The sequence below is a fragment of the Nocardioides sp. dk884 genome (genome assembly GCF_009557055.1).
Taxonomy (GTDB): domain Bacteria; phylum Actinomycetota; class Actinomycetes; order Propionibacteriales; family Nocardioidaceae; genus Nocardioides.
Window position 1 is genome coordinate 1,206,367 of sequence record NZ_CP045649.1, and the last position, 17,265, is coordinate 1,223,631.

Annotated in this window: 13 protein-coding genes; 8 read left to right on the forward strand and 5 right to left on the reverse strand. The window is 72.2% G+C overall.

Annotated elements, in window-relative coordinates; all coding sequences use genetic code 11:
• The first annotated feature begins 136 nt into the window (after nucleotides 1-136).
• Complete coding sequence (locus GFH29_RS05915; protein ID WP_153322483.1) at nucleotides 137-2,005, forward strand: glycoside hydrolase family 2 protein; 1,869 nt, start codon at nucleotides 137-139, stop codon at nucleotides 2,003-2,005.
• Here GFH29_RS05915 and GFH29_RS05920 read toward each other — a convergent pair.
• A complete protein-coding gene (locus GFH29_RS05920; protein ID WP_153322484.1) occupies nucleotides 2,002-3,228 on the reverse strand; it encodes an MFS transporter in 1,227 nt (408 codons plus the stop codon). The genes GFH29_RS05915 and GFH29_RS05920 overlap by 4 nt on opposite strands.
• A 168-nt stretch (nucleotides 3,229-3,396) precedes the next feature.
• Here GFH29_RS05920 and GFH29_RS05925 point away from each other — a divergent pair, with 168 nt between their 5' ends.
• Nucleotides 3,397-3,750, forward strand: coding sequence for a cyclophilin-like fold protein (locus GFH29_RS05925; protein WP_153322485.1), 354 nt, complete (start codon nucleotides 3,397-3,399; stop codon nucleotides 3,748-3,750).
• Nucleotides 3,751-3,940: 190 nt separating this feature from the next.
• On the opposite strand, the gene GFH29_RS05930 is transcribed toward GFH29_RS05925, so the two are convergent.
• Both GFH29_RS05930 and GFH29_RS05935 read right to left on the reverse strand, forming a co-directional pair.
• On the reverse strand, nucleotides 3,941-5,251 hold the full coding sequence (locus tag GFH29_RS05930) for an HNH endonuclease signature motif containing protein (protein ID WP_153322486.1): 1,311 nt from the start codon (nucleotides 5,249-5,251) through the stop codon (nucleotides 3,941-3,943).
• A gap of 513 nt (nucleotides 5,252-5,764) precedes the next feature.
• Nucleotides 5,765-7,201 carry an aminopeptidase P family protein gene (locus GFH29_RS05935; RefSeq protein ID WP_228387789.1) on the reverse strand — a complete coding sequence of 479 codons (1,437 nt, stop codon included), beginning with the start codon at nucleotides 7,199-7,201 and terminating at the stop codon, nucleotides 5,765-5,767.
• A 59-nt stretch (nucleotides 7,202-7,260) separates the two neighbouring features.
• Here GFH29_RS05935 and GFH29_RS05940 point away from each other — a divergent pair, with 59 nt between their 5' ends.
• The 5 genes from GFH29_RS05940 to ettA all read left to right on the forward strand — a co-directional run bounded on the left by GFH29_RS05940 (nucleotide 7,261) and on the right by ettA (nucleotide 14,326).
• Nucleotides 7,261-8,382 carry a PrsW family intramembrane metalloprotease gene (locus tag GFH29_RS05940; RefSeq protein ID WP_153322487.1) on the forward strand — a complete coding sequence of 374 codons (1,122 nt, stop codon included), beginning with the start codon at nucleotides 7,261-7,263 and terminating at the stop codon, nucleotides 8,380-8,382.
• 53 nt (nucleotides 8,383-8,435) lie between these two features.
• Nucleotides 8,436-10,118 carry a GTPase gene (locus GFH29_RS05945; protein WP_153322488.1) on the forward strand — a complete coding sequence of 561 codons (1,683 nt, stop codon included), beginning with the start codon at nucleotides 8,436-8,438 and terminating at the stop codon, nucleotides 10,116-10,118.
• 107 nt (nucleotides 10,119-10,225) lie between these two features.
• Nucleotides 10,226-11,893, forward strand: coding sequence for a YfjP family GTPase (locus tag GFH29_RS05950; protein WP_153322489.1), 1,668 nt, complete (start codon nucleotides 10,226-10,228; stop codon nucleotides 11,891-11,893).
• A gap of 169 nt (nucleotides 11,894-12,062) precedes the next feature.
• On the forward strand, nucleotides 12,063-12,518 hold the full coding sequence (locus GFH29_RS05955; protein WP_153322490.1) for a single-stranded DNA-binding protein: 456 nt from the start codon (nucleotides 12,063-12,065) through the stop codon (nucleotides 12,516-12,518).
• A gap of 125 nt (nucleotides 12,519-12,643) precedes the next feature.
• Nucleotides 12,644-14,326 (forward strand): energy-dependent translational throttle protein EttA, encoded by a 1,683-nt coding sequence (ettA, locus tag GFH29_RS05960; RefSeq protein WP_153322491.1) that lies wholly within the window; start codon nucleotides 12,644-12,646, stop codon nucleotides 14,324-14,326.
• 97 nt (nucleotides 14,327-14,423) lie between these two features.
• Here the strand turns inward: ettA and GFH29_RS05965 are convergent, their stop codons facing one another.
• Both GFH29_RS05965 and GFH29_RS05970 read right to left on the reverse strand, forming a co-directional pair.
• Nucleotides 14,424-14,912 carry a MarR family winged helix-turn-helix transcriptional regulator gene (locus tag GFH29_RS05965; protein WP_323368681.1) on the reverse strand — a complete coding sequence of 163 codons (489 nt, stop codon included), beginning with the start codon at nucleotides 14,910-14,912 and terminating at the stop codon, nucleotides 14,424-14,426.
• 79 nt (nucleotides 14,913-14,991) lie between these two features.
• Nucleotides 14,992-16,206: an acetyl-CoA C-acetyltransferase gene (locus GFH29_RS05970; protein WP_153322492.1), complete on the reverse strand. Its 1,215-nt coding sequence runs from the start codon at nucleotides 16,204-16,206 to the stop codon at nucleotides 14,992-14,994.
• A gap of 156 nt (nucleotides 16,207-16,362) precedes the next feature.
• On the opposite strand from GFH29_RS05970, the gene GFH29_RS05975 reads away from it, so the two are divergent.
• Nucleotides 16,363-17,241 (forward strand): acyl-CoA thioesterase, encoded by an 879-nt coding sequence (locus tag GFH29_RS05975; RefSeq protein WP_194289579.1) that lies wholly within the window; start codon nucleotides 16,363-16,365, stop codon nucleotides 17,239-17,241.
• Nucleotides 17,242-17,265 lie beyond the last annotated feature (24 nt).

Consider the following 17,265-nt stretch of genomic DNA (forward strand, 5'->3'; position numbering starts at 1 on the left):
CACTCCGTGGAAACCCGTCCGTAGGTGTATATGATCGTAGGACATACGTCACGTTCGAGTCGGGGAAACCTGATCTGCGAGACATGGAAGGGCGCTGCTCGTCGTGGTGCTGGACCCCACCGAGGAGGCTGGGCGCATGAGCCCCCTGACCAGCCTGCCGACCGTCCCGCTGCTCACCAGATGGGGCCGCGAGCTCGACCGCGACCACCCGCTGCCCGAGCACCCGCGCCCGCAGCTGGTGCGTCCGCGCTGGCACAACCTCAACGGCCGCTGGTCCCACGCGATCGTGCCGACCCCGCTGGAGGGGCCGGTGCCCGACGCCTGGGACGGCGAGATCGTGGTGCCGTTCTCCCCGGAGGCGCCGCTGTCCGGTGCCGCCCGAGGCCCCGGCGCCGACGAGGCGCTCTGGTACGACCGCACCGTCACCCTGCCGGCCGCGGTGCGCCCGGGGTCGGGGGAGCGGGTGCTGCTCCACCTCGGCGCGGTCGACCAGGAGTGCCGGGTGCTCGCCGGGCCGCCCGGCGCCGAACCGGTCGAGGTCGGCGCGCACGTCGGTGGCTACCTGCCGTTCAGCTGCGACGTCACCGACGCCCTCGCGGCCGACGGGTCGGTGCGGCTGCTGGTGGCGGTGCGGGACCGCACGGAGGCGGTGCCGCTGACCCGGGGCAAGCAGCGCACCGAGCGCGGCGGGATCTGGTACACCCCGCACTCCGGCATCTGGCAGACCGTCTGGGCGGAGACCGTGCCGGCCACCCATGTCACCCGCCTCGACCTGGTGCCGCACCTGGTGGCCGCCGACCCGGCCGCCTCCGCGGTCGAGGTCACCGTGCACGCGGCCGGCCCCGAGTTCGATGCCCCGGCCGAGGTGGAGCTGCTCGCCGAGGGCGCGGTCGTGGCCCGGGGTGTCGCGCGCCCCGGCGTACCGCTGCGGCTGGGGGTGCCCGACGCACGCCACTGGTCGCCAGAGGACCCGTTCCTCTACGACGTGCGGGTGCGGCTCGGCTCGGGTGATCTCGCCGACGAGGTGACCTCCTACGTCGGGATGCGCTCGGTCGGCGTGGGGCCCGGCCCCGACGGGCGCCCGCGGCTGCTGCTCAACGGTGCGCCGTACTTCCATGCCGGGGTGCTCGACCAGGGCTACTGGCCCGACGGGCTGTGCACGCCGCCGTCGGACGCGGCCATGGTCCATGACATCACCGAGATGAAGCGGCTCGGGTTCACGATGCTGCGCAAGCACATCAAGGTCGAGCCGATGCGCTGGTACGCCCACTGCGACCGGATCGGGATGCTGGTGTGGCAGGACGCGGTCAACGGCGGCGGCGCCTACCGCGGCAAGGTGGTCACCGCTCCCGCGGTCGCGCCGTTCGTGCACTACCGCGACACCGGGGCCCGCGCCCACGCCCGGTTTGCCCGTGAGGACGCCGCCGGCCGGGCCGGGTTCGAGGCGGAGCTGCGCGCGATGGTCGAGCACCTGCGCAGCGTGCCCTCGATCGTGGCCTGGGTGCCGTTCAACGAGGGCTGGGGACAGTTCGACGCGGTCCGGATCGCCGCCGAGGTGCGGCTGCTCGACCCGACCCGCATCATCGACCACGCCAGCGGCTGGCACGACCAGGGCGCCGGCGACCTGCGCAGCCTGCACGTCTACTTCCGCCACTTCCGGACCCCGCGCTCGGTGCGCCTGCGCCGCGAGGAGCGGGTGCTGGCGCTGACCGAGTACGGCGGCTACGCGCTGCCCGTGCCCGGCCACGTGTGGGGCGAGGGCAGCTTCGGCTACCGGAAGATGCGCACCGCCTCAGACCTGCTCGCGGCCTTCGAGCGGCTCCACGACGACCAGCTCGTGCCCGCGGTGCGCCAGGGCCTGGCCGCGATCGTCTACACCCAGGTCAGCGACGTGGAGGACGAGCTCAACGGGCTGCTCACCTACGACCGCGAGGTGACCAAGCTGCCGGCCGAGCGGGTGCGTGCCGTGCTGGACCGGCTGCGGGCTGCTGCGGAGGCGCACTAGGGGATGGCGGTGCGGCCCACTGTCTCGGGCTCGTGCTTCAGCAGCCGGGAGGTGTAGGCAGTGCATCCGGCGAAGATGAGTCCAGCGATCCCGAAGGGCGCGGCAAGTCCGGCGGCGGAGGCGATCGGGCCCGCGATCGCAGCCCCGATGACGAGTCCCATGAGTCCGGAGAGCTTGAACAGGCTGTTCTGCCGTCCACGCAGGTCGTCGGGGACCAGCCGTTGACGTAGTGAGACCACGCAGATGTTCCACACCGTCGCGTGGAAGATGTACGCCGCCAGCAGCAGGCCGGCGACGTAGGGGCTCGTGGTGACGGAGAGCCCGAGCATCGTGATGGCCCCGAGGGCGAGTGCGCCGGGAACCAGGATCCGGTATCCGACGGCCCGCCTCATCCTCGCTGTGGAGATGGAGGCAAGGAGCCCGCCGAGCGAGGACACGGCGAGGATCACTCCGTATCCCGTGGGACCGACGTCCAGGGTGTCCGTCGCGTAGAGCACGATGATCGAGAAGGTCATCATGTAGGCGACGCTCGCGAGGCCTCCCGTGATCGCCAGGCCGAGGAGCAGCTGCTGGCCCCGGATCCACCTGGCCCCCGCCGCCGCGTCCCGCCACATTGTCGGGCGCTTGCCCGGGACTTCGTCAGTCCTTGCGGGGCGTGGTTGTCGCGGGATCGCCAGGAACACGAGTCCGGCTGCCGCGTACAACGCACCTGTCGCGGCGAGCGGTGCGGCGACGGCGATGGCGAACAGGAAGCCGCCCAACGGAGGACCGACGAACTCGTCGGCGACCAGCTGTGCGGTGGTGATCCGGCCGTTGGCGCGGTCCAGGTCGTCAGGCTCGACCAGGGCAGGCAAGACCGAGAGGGCAGCGTTGTCGGCGGCGATCTCCATCACGCCGACGAGGGCAAACGCGAGGTAGAGGAGCAGCAGCGACTCGATTCCGGCGGTGAAGGCCAACGACAGCGCAACGAGGATCAGCCCTCTCAGCACGTTCGGCAGCCAGATGAGCAACCGTCGATCCACGCGATCGACGACGACCCCCACAGGCACGACCAGGAGCATCCGAACTGCGGAGTACACCAGCGCCAGTCCGGCGATCACTGTCGGGTTGGTGGTGATCGACGTGGCGACCAGGGGGATGGCTACGAAGGCAACGCCGTCGGCCATGTTGCCCGCTGCGTTCCCCGTCCACAGCCACCGAAAGTCGCGCCCGAGTGACGGCATGGGCCAGACCCTCTCACGGGAGTGAGGCAGGTCCCGGGTGCCGACCGGCGCTCGCCCTTCGCCAAGGACTCCCGCCGTGGCGCCGTGGCGTGTTCACTCGAGGGGGACACCTGCCGTCGCAGCTCGTCCGACGCCGCAGCGGAGCCGGACGACCACCTGGAGGATCCGATGCAGATCCAGATCATTGTCCGCGGCCAGATCTTTACCGCCACCTTGCAGGACAGCTCCGCGGCCACCGACCTCGTCGCGCAGCTGCCGGTCACGCTCGAGATGACCGACCACCAGGGGGTCGAGAAGACCGGCCCCCTGCCTGCGCCGCTGTCGCTGGAGGGCCAACCCGAGGGCGCCGACCCGGACATCGGGGACCTGGGCTACTACGCCCCGGGCAACGACCTCGTCCTCTATTACGGTGACCAGTCCTACTACCCGGGCATCGTCGTGCTCGGCCGGCTCGACGGCGACGCCGCCGAGCGGATCGCCAGCATGGGCGGTGCGATCACCGCGACCATCGAGACGCGGTGACCACGAGGGAGCTGCGGTCGCTCATTCCCTCGCTGACCCGGAGCACCGCGCCGCAGGTCGAGCGCGAACGCCGACGCGCGCAGTCCGGACATCGAGTCGCCAGCGCAGAGGGATACGCCCGGGGAGGACCCGAGCCAGCGCAGGGATACGGCCCCGCCGGCGGGGTGCGGGCGGGGTCGGGACGCGAGACCTACTCGTCGGGCGGGTGCGCGGTGAGGAGATGGGTGGTGCCGTGGTCCTTCACGAGGTGGAGCCCGTGTGGGGACCGCCAGAGGTACGTCGCGGTGTCGGTCTTGTCGTAGGACCAGCCCGTATGGGTCTTGGCCCGGTGATGTCGACGACAGAGCGGGGCGAGGTTGCAGGAGCAGGTCGGGCCGCCGCTCGGTCCCGCGCCATGGGCGATGACGTGGTCGGTGTCGCAGCGCCGGGCGGGGCGCTCACACCAGGGGAAAGCGCAGACCGGTTGGGCGAGACGGGTCTGCTCGGCGAGCTTGTCAGGGACGGCGTAGGCATCGGTGTGGTGGTGGGCCTCGAGGTCGATGACCGGCTTCACGACCACCTGAGTCTCAGCGCCGCACCACTGTCGGACCTGTTCGGTCGACACGATGGACCGGGTCTCCTCGACGTGCGCGATGCCTGCCTCGTCGCGGGAGACCGCGGCCTGCGACAGGTGCACGTGGATGACGACCTGGCGGGGCTTCACCACCGAAGCGGTGCCCCCACCCGCCTCCACCCGCAGGTCGAAGGCGAGCTGGCGTCGGGCGAGCTCACCAGCGGCCATGGAGCGGCGCACATCGAGGGACTCCGTCGATCCGAGCGCGGCGAGATCTTCCGCGCCCTGGCGGATCGCGGTGTCCAGATCCATCGCGTCGGCCAGGTCGAGGACCCCCTCCACGTGGACGGTGCCGTCGTGGATGGCCTTGTCGGTGTGGACGTCGAACCGGCGTCCCTCAGCTGCGGCGAGACGTTCCTTCTCCGCACCTTCGGGGTCGAAGGCGACCCGGGCCTGGTCGACGAGCCGCTCGATCCCGGCCCAGCTGATCTTGCCCACGAAGCCGGCCAGCTGGCGGTCCACGAACTCCGCGCCGTCCATCGGCAGCGTGGTAGTCAGCTGCGCGAGTCGCCGGGCCTTCCACAGCGGGACCTTGCCGGCGCGGACCAGCTTCCAGGTCCGCTTGAGCCGGTGCGCCAGCTCCAGCGCATCCCCGACGAGCGAACGGGATGCGTCGGTCGACATGCCGATCGCGGCACCGAACTCCATCGGCGCGAACTCCGCCACCAGCGGCGCACCCTCACCAGCGAGCGGGACGGCCAGCTCGCCGAAGACCAGCCCGGTCGCCGGTGTCGCGTCGGCGACCGACTGTTCGGGGTGCATCGCCGCCCACACCAGAGCGGCCTCCAAGACGTCGATCTCCGCCCGCTGGGCCGCAGCCCGGCGGCGCTGCGCGAATGCCAGCACGGCGGCTGGAGTGTCGCAGTCGGGGAGTTCGGGGGAGGCCACGCCTCATTCTACTCGAACGTGCGTTCGAGAGAAAGGGGTTGGCTGAGACTGGAAGGTAAAGACTTCAGGGACGAGGCAGGGGCGTCGGCCGTGCTCTCGACAAGCTCGCCGACGGGGCAGCGCTCGACGGACGGAATGCCGTTGGTCGAGCAGCGAGCGCCAGCGAGCGGCTATCGAGACTCCGCTCTTGGTTCGCCAGACTCCTCGACCCACGGGGCGGCGGTGATCTCGACGGGCTCGACCGGCGGAGGGGCGTCGTACCCCTGCCGCTGGTCTCGACAAGCTCGACCAACGGGACAGCGCTCGACCGACGGGGTGGCCGTGATCTCGACAAGCTCGACCGACGGGGCAGCGCTCGACGGACGGAATGCCGTTGGTCGAGCAGCGAGCGCCAGCGAGCGGCTATCGAGACTCCGCTCTTGGTTCGCCAGACTCCTCGACCCACGGGGCGGCCGTGCTCTCGACGACCTCGACCGACGGCTGCCGCCCGACCGGCGGCAGCCACCGACCCGCTCAGCCCTGGTGCTGCCCCATCCACGCCTCGACCTCGTCGGCGGCGCGGGGGAGTGCGGCGGAGAGGTTCACCGGACCGTCGGCGCCGACCAGGATGTCGTCCTCGATGCGGATGCCGATGCCGCGCAGCTCCTCGGGGACGAGCAGGTCGTCCTCCTGGAAGTACAGGCCCGGCTCGACGGTGAGGACCATGCCCTCGGCGAGGTCGCCCTTGGGGTAGACGTCGGTGCTGGCGGCGCCGCAGTCGTGCACGTCCATGCCGAGCATGTGGCTGGTGCCGTGCAGCGTCCAGCGGGCGTAGACGCGGCTGTCGGGGGAGAGCGCCTCCTCGGCGCTGACCGGCAGCAGCCCGAGGTCCTCCAGGCCGTGGGCCAGCACCGACATCGCGGCCTGGTGGGTGCCCTGGAACGGCGCGCCGGGCCGGACCGCCTCGATGCCGGCCTCCTGGGCGGCGAGCACCAGCTCGTAGAGGTCGCGCTGGAGCGGGGTGAAGCGGCCGGAGACCGGCAGCGTGCGGGTCACGTCGGCGGTGTAGAGGTTGCGCCCTTCGACGCCCATGTCGAGCAGCAGCAGCTCGCCGGGGACGATCGGGCCGTCGTTGTCGATCCAGTGCAGCGTGGTCGCGTGGCGACCGCCGCCGACGATCGAGTCGTAGCCGATGTCGTTGCCCATGGTGCGCGCGCGGCGGAAGAAGGTGCCCTCGATCCAGCGCTCGCCGTGCTCGAGGACCTGGGGCCACTCGCGCACGCAGTCCTCGAAGCCGAGCGTGGTCGCGTCGCAGGCGGCGCGCAGCTCCTCGATCTCCCAGGCGTCCTTGACCAGGCGCAGCTCGGAGACCACCCGGGCCAGGTCGGCGTCGAGCGCGGCGTCGCCGGCGACCAGCTTGTCCACGCGTGCGTCGATGCCGCGGTGCACCCGGGTCTTCGGGGCGTTGCCGCGGGTCAGGTCGTCGGCCAGCCGGTCGACGTGGCGCACCTCGATGCCGAGGGAGGAGGAGATCTCGTGGACCGAGGGGCGTCGCCCGGCCCACAGCTCGCCGTACTGGCGGTCCCGGAAGAACTCGTCGGTCTCGCGCGAGGAGCGGGGCCGCGCGTAGAGCACCGCCTCCTCGTCGTGCAGGACCAGTACGGCGTCGCTGGTCTGGTTGCCCGACAGGTAGGTGTGCGCGGTGTCGGCGCGGAAGCGGTAGTCGGTGTCGTTGGCGCGCACCTTGTAGGTGCCCGCAGGCAGCACCAGCCGCTCGCCGGGGAACATCGTGGTCAGGCGCGCGCGTCGCGCAGCGGCCCAGGGGGTGATCGGGTGCGGCGGCAGGTCCAGCTCGCGCTCGCCCCAGCCGGTGCGCATGAACGCGGCGTACGCCGCCGGCACGGCCGGGTCGTGGGACTCCGTCGCAGGTGGGGTCGCAGGAGCGGTCTCGGGGGGCGTCTGCTCGGTCACGACTCGACTGTACGCCCGCGACCGGGGGTCTACGGCGGTTGGCCGATAGGCTGCGGCCCGTGCAGGGAGCCCGTCGAGACAGCGTCGCCTTCACGGTCCTCGTGGCCGTGCTGGTCGCCATCGGCGCACTCGCCATGCTGCTGCTCATCGCCTTCTCCGGTGCGCCGGGCACGCTGGCCCTGGCGACGGTCCTGGCCGCGCTGCCGGTCGTCCCGCTGGTGATGTGCTACCTGTGGCTGGACCGCTACGAGCCCGAGCCGCGGGGGCTGCTCGTCGCGGCGCTGCTGTGGGGCGGCTTCGTCGCCACCGCCGCGGCGATCCTGCTCTCCGGGGTCGGGGGACTGGTGGGCGGCCTCAGCGAGGCCGAGAACCTGGCGGTCCTGGCTCCGGTGACCGAGGAGGCCTGCAAGGGCCTGTTCCTGGTGCTGTTGCTGTGGTGGCGCCGCGCCGAGCTCGACGGCATCCTCGACGGCATCGTCTATGCCGGCATGGTCGGCATCGGCTTCGCCTTCACCGAGAACATCCTCTACCTCGCCGCGGCGTACAACGGGACCGACGGCCTCGGCCCCGGCGGCACCGAGGCGCTGACCGCGACGTTCGTCGTGCGGTGCCTGTTCAGCCCCTTCGCCCACCCGCTGTTCACGACCTTCATCGGCATCGGGGTCGGGATCGCCGTGGGCGCCCGCACCCCGGCGCTGCGCGTGGCGGCGCCGCTGGCCGGCTACGTGCTGGCGGTGCTCGCGCACGGGCTGTGGAACGCCTCCACCGTCTTCGGGATCGGTCCGTTCATGCTGGTCTACGTCGTGCTCGGCGTCCCGGCACTGCTCGGTCTCGCCGCGCTGGCGATCTGGGCGCGCAGCTCCGAGCGCCGGATGCTCGCCGCGTCGCTGGGAGACGCCGCGCAGCGCGGGCTGATCCCCGCGACGGACATCGGCTGGGTCGTCGACCTCGGCGCTCGTCGCCGGGCCCGTGCCTACGCTCGTGCGTACGGCGGGCCGCAGGTCGAGCGCGCGATGCGTGACTACCAGCAGGCCGCGATCGAGCTCGGCTTCCTGCACCACCGTTACCTGCGCGGCACACCGCCGCCGGACTTCGCCCAGCGAGGTCAGCACTACGTTGCGAGAATCGGCGCCGTGCGCCCGTTCATCGCCTTTCCCGGACAGGTGGTACCGACCCGATGACCCCCTCCTCGCCCTCTCCCTGGCTCGACGAGAGCTCCACCGAGGGCGTTCGCATGGTGACCGCGCTCGTGCGCCTGCGCGGCGCTCTCCAGGCGGCGGTGCTGCCGCTCGACCTCGCCGGTGTCGAGGGACCCCGTGCGGTCCGCAGCGAGCTCGTCGACCAGCTCGAGGACTACGTCATCCCGCGGATGACCACGCTCGAGGCGCCGATGCTCGTCGTCGTGGGCGGCTCGACCGGAGCGGGCAAGTCGACGCTGGTCAACTCGCTGGTCGGGCGGCGCGTCAGCGAGCCCGGCGTGCTGCGTCCGACCACCCGGTCCGCGGTGCTGGTCCACCACCCCGACGACGCCGAGTGGTTCGGCCAGGACCGGCTGCTGCCCGACCTGCGCCGGGTCGAGGCCCCCACCAAGGACCACGGCGCGCTGCAGCTCGTCGCCGATGCGAGCGTGCCTCCGGGCATCGCGATCATCGATGCGCCCGACGTCGACTCGATCGAGAAGTCCAACCGCGAGCTGGCGACCCAGCTGCTGGCCGCGGCCGACATGTGGCTCTTCGTCACCTCCGCTGCGCGGTACGCCGACCAGGTCCCGTGGGAGCACCTCAAGCAGGCGGCCGCGCGCTCGATCGCGGTGGCCATCGTGCTCGACCGCACGGCGCCCGACGCGGTGCCGACCGTCTCGACCCACCTGGCGCGGATGCTCGCCTCGCGCGGGCTCAAGGACTCCCCGCTGTTCGTCGTCCACGAGCGCGAGGTCGACGAGGACGGGCTGCTGCCGGCCGCCGCCGTCGCCGACATCCGCGGCTGGCTGGACTCCCTGGCACGCGACGTCGACGCCCGGGGCGGCGTGGTGCGCCAGACGATGGAGGGCACCGTCCGCGCGCTCACCCGCCAGCTCCACCCCGTCGCCGACGCGGTCGCCCAGCAGGCGACGGCCGTCGCACAGCTGCGCGAGGCCGCCAGCACGGCGTACGACCAGGCGGCGGGGGAGCTCCTCGCCGCCGCCGGTGACGGCACGCTGCTGCGCGGCGACCTGCTGGCGCGCTGGGAGGAGTTCGTCGGCACCGGAGAGCTGCTGCGCACCCTCGAGGACAAGGTCGGTTGGCTGCGCGAGCGGCTGGTCAGCACGGTGAAGGGCAAGCCTCAGCAGGCCGAGCAGGTCAGCGAGGCCGTCGAGTCCGCGCTGGAGAGCCTCGTGCTCGCCCATGCCGAGCTCGCCGCCGGCCGAGCGGCCCAGGCGTGGTCGGCGCACCCCGCCGGCACGGGCCTGCTTGCCACCGAGGAGGGCGCCGCCCTGACCCGGCCCTCCGCCGAGCTGCGTCGCGCCTGCGAGCGCGCCGTGCGCGACTGGCAGGGCGAGGTCACCGAGCTGGTCCGCGCCGAGGGCGCCGACAAGCGCACCTCGGCGCGGTTCCTGGTCTACGGCGTACCGGGCCTCTCCGTGGCGCTGATGGTGCTCACCCTCGACGACGGCTCGACGCCGTCCGCCGGGCTGGGTCGGCGCCTGCTCGAGGCGGTGTTCGGCGCCCCGACCGTCGCGACGCTCGAGCGGCGCTCCCGCGAGGGGCTGACCCCGCGGCTGCGTGCGCTGCTGGACGCCGAGGGGCTGCGCTGGCAGCAGCACCTCGACTCCCTCGGCGTGACGACCGACGCGGCCGAGCAGCTGCGCCACGCCACGCGCCGCGTCGACGACGTCCGCTTCGGCCCCGCCCCGCGGGCCGGTGAGGTCGGGGACTGACCCGTTGGCGAGCCGGGTGAACCCCTAGGCTTGATCTTGGGACCGCGCGTACGCCGGTCCTTCCACCCCTGGGCTCGCGCCCGTGCAGCAAGACAGAGTTGGAGAAGATGACGTCGTCGTTGGACGAGCCCCAGGACCGGGCTGAGGAGCGGGTCGCGTCGGCACCTTCGATCGGGTCCGGCACCGCCGCCAGGATCGCCGGCCTCGAGGCCGCTGCCACCGCGGCCGAGGGACGGCTCGACCCGACACTGGTCGCCGACGCGCACGCCGTGGTCGCCCACGCCGCCGAGCGCACCCGACTGTCGGCCGACCACACGGTCGTGGCCATCGCGGGCGCGACCGGCTCCGGCAAGTCCTCGACGTTCAACGCGCTGACCGGGCTGGAGCTCTCCGCGGTCGGCGTGCGTCGTCCCACCACGTCCTGGGCCACCGCCTGCGTGTGGGGCAGCGAGGGCGCCTCGGAGCTGCTGTCCTGGCTGGGCATCCCCGAGCGCCACCAGACCACCCGCGACTCGATGCTCGACACGAGGCGCGAGGACCACAGCCTCGACGGCGTCGTCCTGCTCGACCTGCCCGACCACGACTCCACCGAGGTCAGCCACCACCTCGAGGTCGACCGTCTCGTCTCCCACGCCGACCTGCTGGTGTGGGTCCTGGACCCGCAGAAGTACGCCGACGCCGCGATCCACGACCGCTACCTCGAGCCGCTGCGCACCCACGACGAGGTCATGCTCGTGGTGCTCAACCACATCGACGTGGTGCCCGAGGAGCGGCGTGAGTCGCTCGTCGCCGACGTGCGCCGTCTGCTCGACGACGACGGGCTCCAGCGGGTCCCGATCGTGCCGGTCAGCGCGCGCCAGGGCATCGGCATCGACGAGCTGCGCGCGGAGATCCGCCGCCGCGTCGAGGGCAAGCAGGCCACCCGCTCCCGCATCGAGGCCGACGTCGCGGCGATGGCCCAGCGGCTCGAGGCCGTGAGCGGCGACGCCGAGCCCGCCGCCCTCCCGCCGTCGCGGGTCGAGGCCTTCGAGGACGCGCTGGTCGAGGCGGCCGGCGTCCCCACCGTCGTCGACGCCGTCGAACGCTCCACGCGTCTGCGCGCCGCCCGGGCGACCGGCTGGCCGGTCGTGTCCTGGGTGAGCGCCCTGCGCCCCGACCCGCTCACCAAGCTCGGTCTCGACCTGGGCGAGGCCGGTCCCGCGCTTCGCGGCGAGCAGCCCGGGCAGCCGACCACGGCGCCGGTGCAGCGCACCCGCGTCGACACCGAGGTCCGTGCCCTCGTCGACGTCGCGTCCGAGGGCATGTCGCACGCCTGGGCCGGCGCCGTACGCCGTGAGCCGGTCGCCAACATCCCGGTGCTCGCCGATCGTCTCGACACCGCCCTGGCCAGCACTGACCTGGGCGCCGACCGGCTGCCCGGCTGGGTCAGCGCCGTGCGCGTCCTGCAGTGGCTGCTGCTCCTCGCTGCCGTCGGCGGCGGGGTGTGGGCGGTCCTCGCCGCGACGGGAGCGGTCGGCGATGCGCCGGAGCTCCTCAATGTCCCGGTCCCGCTCGTCGTGCTCGTGGTCGGCCTGGTGCTCGGCGTCGTGCTCGCCCTGTCCTGCCGCGGCCTGGTCGCGGGCGCCGCGCGCAAGCGCGCCGCCGAGGCGGAGGAGCGGCTGCGTGGAGCCGTCTCGGGCGTCGCGCGCGAGCTGGTGGTCGGTCCCATCGAGACCGAGCAGCAGGCGTGCACGAAGGTTCACCGCGGGATCCTCGCCGCGCTCGGGCGCGCCTGAGTCGACCGGCTCCGGCGCGCAGGGCGGCGGCGTGCTGCGGCCCCACAGCTCTCCACAGGCACCCCGCGGCGTCGCCGTGTCCCCAGGCCCTGCGGCCGGTCCGCCCGGCCGTCGGTGCCGCGCCCGAGCCTCGGTGGTGGAAGCCATCCACCGAGGCAAGGAGCACCCCATGCACGACACCGTCATCACCCTGCGCGGCCGGTTGGGCGGGGACGTGACCGTCCGCGCCGCGGGCGAGGCCCAGGTCGCCACGTTCCGGGTGGCCTGCACGCCGCGCCGCTACCACCGCCGCACCGACTCCTGGGTCGACGGCGACACCCAGTGGTACTCCGTCAACGCCTGGCGTGCGCTCGGTGACAACTGCGCCCGCTCGCTGCGGCGCGGCGACCCCGTGGTCGTTCACGGGCGCCTCGAGATCCGCACCTGGACCAACCAGGCGGGCGAGGAGGTCACGAGCCTCGAGGTCGAGGCGACGGCGGTGGGCCACGACCTGGGCCGCGGCACCACCCGCTTCGCGCGCACCCCGAGGGCCGCCGACACCGCGGCTCTGGAGCCCGCGGAGCTCGCGGCGGACGACCGCGCCGGTGAGGAGACGCCCGCCCGGGACCGCTCACCGGCGGCCTAGGCGCGAGCCCGGACCGGGCCGGCGCGAAGCCGCCCCGGCCGGGCGTCCGCCCGGCCCGGATCGTGGCCCGAACGGGGCCACCCCGGTCATGCGATCGGCGCCCGGAGCCTCTAGGCTCGGGGACCATGGCCGAATATGTCTTCACCCTGCGCAACGTCCGCAAGGCACACGGCGACAAGGTCGTCCTCGACAACGTCACCCTCTCGTTCCTCCACGGCGCCAAGATCGGTGTCGTCGGCCCCAACGGCGCGGGCAAGTCGTCGCTGCTGAAGATCATGGCCGGCCTCGACCAGCCCAACAACGGCGACGCGATCAAGGACCCCGACGCCAGCGTCGGCATGCTCCAGCAGGAGCCGCCGCTGACCGAGGGCAAGACCGTGCTCGAGAACGTCGAGGAGGCGGTCGGCGAGATCAAGGCGAAGCTCGACCGCTACAACGCGATCTCGGAGGAGATGGCGAACCCCGACGCCGACTTCGACACGCTGCTCGCCGAGATGGGCGACCTGCAGACCGACCTCGACCACGCCAGCGCGTGGGACCTCGACAGCCGCCTGGACCAGGCGATGGACGCGCTGCGCTGCCCGCCGCCGGACACCCTCGTGGACAACCTCTCCGGTGGTGAGCGCCGCCGCGTGGCGCTGTGCAAGCTGCTGCTCCAGCAGCCCGACCTGCTGCTCCTCGACGAGCCCACCAACCACCTCGACGCCGAGTCGGTGCAGTGGCTCGAGGGACACCTGAAGAGCTACCCGGGCGCCGTCCTGGCCATCACCCACGACCGGTACTTCCTCGACAACGTCGCCGAGTGGATCGCCGAGGTCGACCGCGGCTCGATCCACGGCTACGAGGGCAACTACTCCACCTACCTGGAGACCAAGAAGGACCGGCTCAAGATCGAGGGCCAGAAGGACGCCAAGCGCGCCAAGATGCTGGAGAAGGAGCTGGAGTGGGTCCGCTCCAACGCCAAGGCCCGCCAGACCAAGAGCCGCTCGCGCCTGGCCCGCTACGAGGAGCTCGCCGCGGAGGCCGAGAAGGCCCGCAAGATCGACACCGCCGAGATCAACATCCCCGCCGGTCCGCGTCTGGGTGACGTGGTGCTCGAGGGCAGGCACCTCACCAAGGGCTTCGGCGACCGGGTGCTGTGGAACGACGTGTCCTTCACCCTGCCCCGCGCCGGCATCGTCGGCGTGGTCGGCCCCAACGGTGTCGGCAAGACGACGCTGTTCCGGATGATCACCGGCAACGACGAGCCCGACTCCGGTGAGCTCGTGGTCGGCCAGACGGTGAAGATCTCCTACGTCGACCAGAGCCGCGGCGGCATCGACCCGAACAAGAACGTCTGGGAGGTCGTCTCCGACGGCCTGGACTTCATCAAGGTCGCCAACTTCGAGATGAACAGCCGCGCCTACGTCGCCTCGTTCGGCTTCAAGGGCCCGGACCAGCAGAAGAAGGCAGGGGTGCTCTCCGGTGGTGAGCGCAACCGCCTCAACCTGGCGCTGACGCTGAAGATGGGCGGCAACATGCTGCTCCTCGACGAGCCGACCAACGACCTCGACGTCGAGACGCTGTCCTCGCTCGAGGACGCGCTGCTGGACTTCCCGGGCTGCGCCGTGGTCACCTCGCACGACCGGTGGTTCCTCGACCGGGTCGCCACCCACATCCTCGCCTGGGAGGGCGACGAGGAGGACGGCGGCAAGTGGTTCTGGTTCGAGGGCAACTTCGCCTCCTACGAGCAGAACAAGATCGAGCGGCTCGGCCCCGACGCGGCCCGCCCGCACCGGGTCACGCACCGCCGCCTGACCCGCGACTGAGCCCCGGCTCCCCGTGACACCGGACGGGCCCCCTCCACCACGTGGAGGGGGCCCGTCCGTCGTTGTCGGGGGAGCGCGCCCGGGGGAGTTGGGCGGCTCAGATCTCGCGCATCTCCCGCTCCGGGTGGGCGCCGACGAGGTGGTCGGCCACGGTGTTCATGACCCGCCCGACGGCGGCGAAGTCCTCGGCGCTGACCAGGTCGACGAGGTGGTCGCGCACGCCCTGGACGTGCACCGGCGCGGCGCGCACCAGCAGCTCGCGACCGGCGGGGGTCATCACGGCGACGATGCCGCGGCCGTCCTCGGTCGAGGCCTCTCTGCGCACCAGGTGGGCCTTCTCCATCCGCTTGATCGTGTGGGTGACCCGGCTGCGGCTGTGGGCGAGGCCGTCGGCCAGGCGAGCCATCCGCATGCGGCCGTCGCTCTCGGAGAGCCGCACCAGGATCTCGTACTCGACCATCGAGAGGTCGAAGCTCTCCTGCAGGTCGTCGTCGAGCCGGTCCAGCAGCAGGGTCACACCCATCAGCAGCGCCCGCCACGACCGCTGCTCGGAGTCGTCGAGCCAGCGCATCTCTCGGTCAGCCACGGGCGGCAGTTTATGCCCTGCGGCGCGTGCACGAGCAGGTTCGGGGGATCCCCCAGGTGAGGTAGGCGACTCCGCGGGCTCAGACCCGCTCGAGGATCAGTGCCATGCCCTGGCCGCCGCCGACGCACATGGTGATCAGACCCGTGGTCTTGTCGTGCCAGTCCAGGCTGTTGAGCATCGTGGCCTGCAGCCGGGCGCCGGACATGCCGAACGGGTGGCCGACGGCGATCGCGCCGCCGTTGACGTTGAGGCGGTCCAGGTCGATGCCGAGGTCCTGGTAGGACGGCACCACCTGGGCGGCGAAGGCCTCGTTGATCTCCACCAGGTCGATGTCGCCGATGCTCATGCCGGCGCTGGCGAGCGCCTTCTGGGTCGCCTCGACCGGTCCGAGGCCCATGATCTCGGGGGAGAGGGCGGAGACGCCGGTGGCGACGATGCGGGCGAGCGGGGTGAGCCCGAGCTCGGCGGCGCGCGTGTCGGACATGACCACCACCGCCGCAGCCCCGTCGTTGAGGGCGCAGCAGTTGCCCGCGGTCACCACGCCGTCGGGGCGGAAGACCGGCTGCAGCTGGGCGATCGACTCATACGTCACACCCGCGCGCGGGCCGTCGTCGGTGGTGACGACCGTGCCGTCGGGGGTGGTCACGGGGGTGATCTCGCGCTCCCAGAAACCATCGGCGATCGCCTTCTCGGCGAGGTTCTGCGAGCGGACGCCGAACTCGTCGAGCTCGCGGCGCGACAGTCCGCGCATGCGGGCGACGTTCTCGGCGGTCTGGCCCATCGCGATGTAGATGTCGGGCAGCTCGGTGTCCTCGCGCGGGTCGTGCCAGTCGCGCCCGCCCGCGGCGTACTCCTGGGTGCGCGCCTCGGCGTCGACGAAGAGCGGGTTCTGGGTGTTCGGGAGGTGATCGGAGGTCCCGTTGCGGAAGCGGGACACGGTCTCGACCCCCGCCGAGACGAAGACGTCGCCCTCGCCCGCCCGGATCGCGTGGAAGGCCATCCGCGTGGTCTGCAGCGAGGAGGCGCAGTAGCGCGTCAGCGTCGCCCCGGGGACACCGTCCATGTCGTTGAGGACGTTGACCACCCGGGCCATGTTGAAGCCCATCTCGCCGCCCGGCAGCCCGCAGCCGAGGTAGACGTCGTCGACGGTGGCCTTGTCGAGGGCCGGGACCTGGTCGAGCGCCGCACGCACGATCGTGGCGGCCAGGTCGTCGGGGCGCAGGTCCTTGAGCGAGCCCTTGTTGGCCCGCCCGATCGGGCTGCGGGTGGCGGAGACGATCACGGCCTCGGGCATGGGTCCTCCTGCGGTCAGGGTGGCGGGGGTGCCTCGCCGTTCACCCTACGCACGCCGGCGCGGGAAGGAACCCCTGCGCGTGACCTGGCCCACGTCCCCCGAGGGCGCCGCACGGCGTGCTGCTGCGGGTCGGCGCTGCTCTGGCACCATCGCCGCGTGCGCCATCTCTACGAGTGCCCGATGCGCTGGGCCGACCTGGACCTGCTCGGACACGTCAACAACGTCACCTACGTCGACTACCTCCAAGAGGCGCGCGTGGACATGCTGCGCACCCACGAGCTGCGCTCGCGCACCGCGGGCCTGGTCGAGGGGATCGTGGTCGCGCGCCACGAGGTGAGCTATGTGGCCCCGCTGATGTTCGGCTTCCGGCCGGTCAGCATCGAGTGCTGGGTGACCGAGATCCGCGCGGCCAGCTTCACGATGGCCTATGAGGTGTTCCACCCCGGCGAGGACGGCACGCGCACGGTCTACCTGCGCGCGACCACCGTGCTGTCGCCGTACGTGTTCGCGGAGGAGCGCCCCCGGCGGCTCACCGCCGAGGAGAAGGCGGTCCTCGAGCGGTTCCGCGAGGACCCGCTGCCCGCCTCGGCGCCGATCGCGCCGGTGCCGCACACCGAGTCCGGGCACTACCCGGTGCGGGTGCGGTTCTCCGACGTCGACGTCTACGGCCACGTCAACAACGTCTTGTACTTCGAGTACCTCCAGGAGGCGCGCATCTGGCTGGTCGACCAGATGATGCGCGACGCCGGCGTCGACACCTCCGGGGTCTCGGTGGTCGTCGCCCAGACCGACGTCGACTACAAGGTGCCGATCCTGTTCCGTCCCGAGGCCTACGACGTGTGGTCCACGATCGCGCACCTCGGCAACAAGTCGATGGTCATCGAGTCCGAGATCTGTGACGGTGACGTGGTGCTGGCCCGGGCACGCGTGGTCATGGTGTTCTTCGACGTCGCCCAGCAGCGCTCCGCGGCACCGCCGGAGGAGTACCGCGCCGTCATCGAGAAGTACGCCGCGCGCACCCGCGTCGGCGGGTGAGCGCCGCGCGGGCCTCCGCGGTCC

Excerpts from the sequence above, each read along its gene's own strand:
- GFH29_RS05970 (WP_153322492.1), bottom strand. The coding sequence starts at position 16,206 with ATGCCCGAGGCCGTGATCGTCTCCGCCACCCGCAGCCCGATCGGGCGG.
- GFH29_RS05920 (WP_153322484.1), bottom strand. The coding sequence starts at position 3,228 with ATGCCGTCACTCGGGCGCGACTTTCGGTGGCTGTGGACGGGGAACGCA.
- GFH29_RS05955 (WP_153322490.1), top strand. The coding sequence starts at position 12,063 with ATGCACGACACCGTCATCACCCTGCGCGGCCGGTTGGGCGGGGACGTG.
- ettA (WP_153322491.1), top strand. The coding sequence starts at position 12,644 with ATGGCCGAATATGTCTTCACCCTGCGCAACGTCCGCAAGGCACACGGC.
- GFH29_RS05915 (WP_153322483.1), top strand. The coding sequence starts at position 137 with ATGAGCCCCCTGACCAGCCTGCCGACCGTCCCGCTGCTCACCAGATGG.
- GFH29_RS05945 (WP_153322488.1), top strand. The coding sequence starts at position 8,436 with ATGGTGACCGCGCTCGTGCGCCTGCGCGGCGCTCTCCAGGCGGCGGTG.
- GFH29_RS05950 (WP_153322489.1), top strand. The coding sequence starts at position 10,226 with ATGACGTCGTCGTTGGACGAGCCCCAGGACCGGGCTGAGGAGCGGGTC.
- GFH29_RS05925 (WP_153322485.1), top strand. The coding sequence starts at position 3,397 with ATGCAGATCCAGATCATTGTCCGCGGCCAGATCTTTACCGCCACCTTG.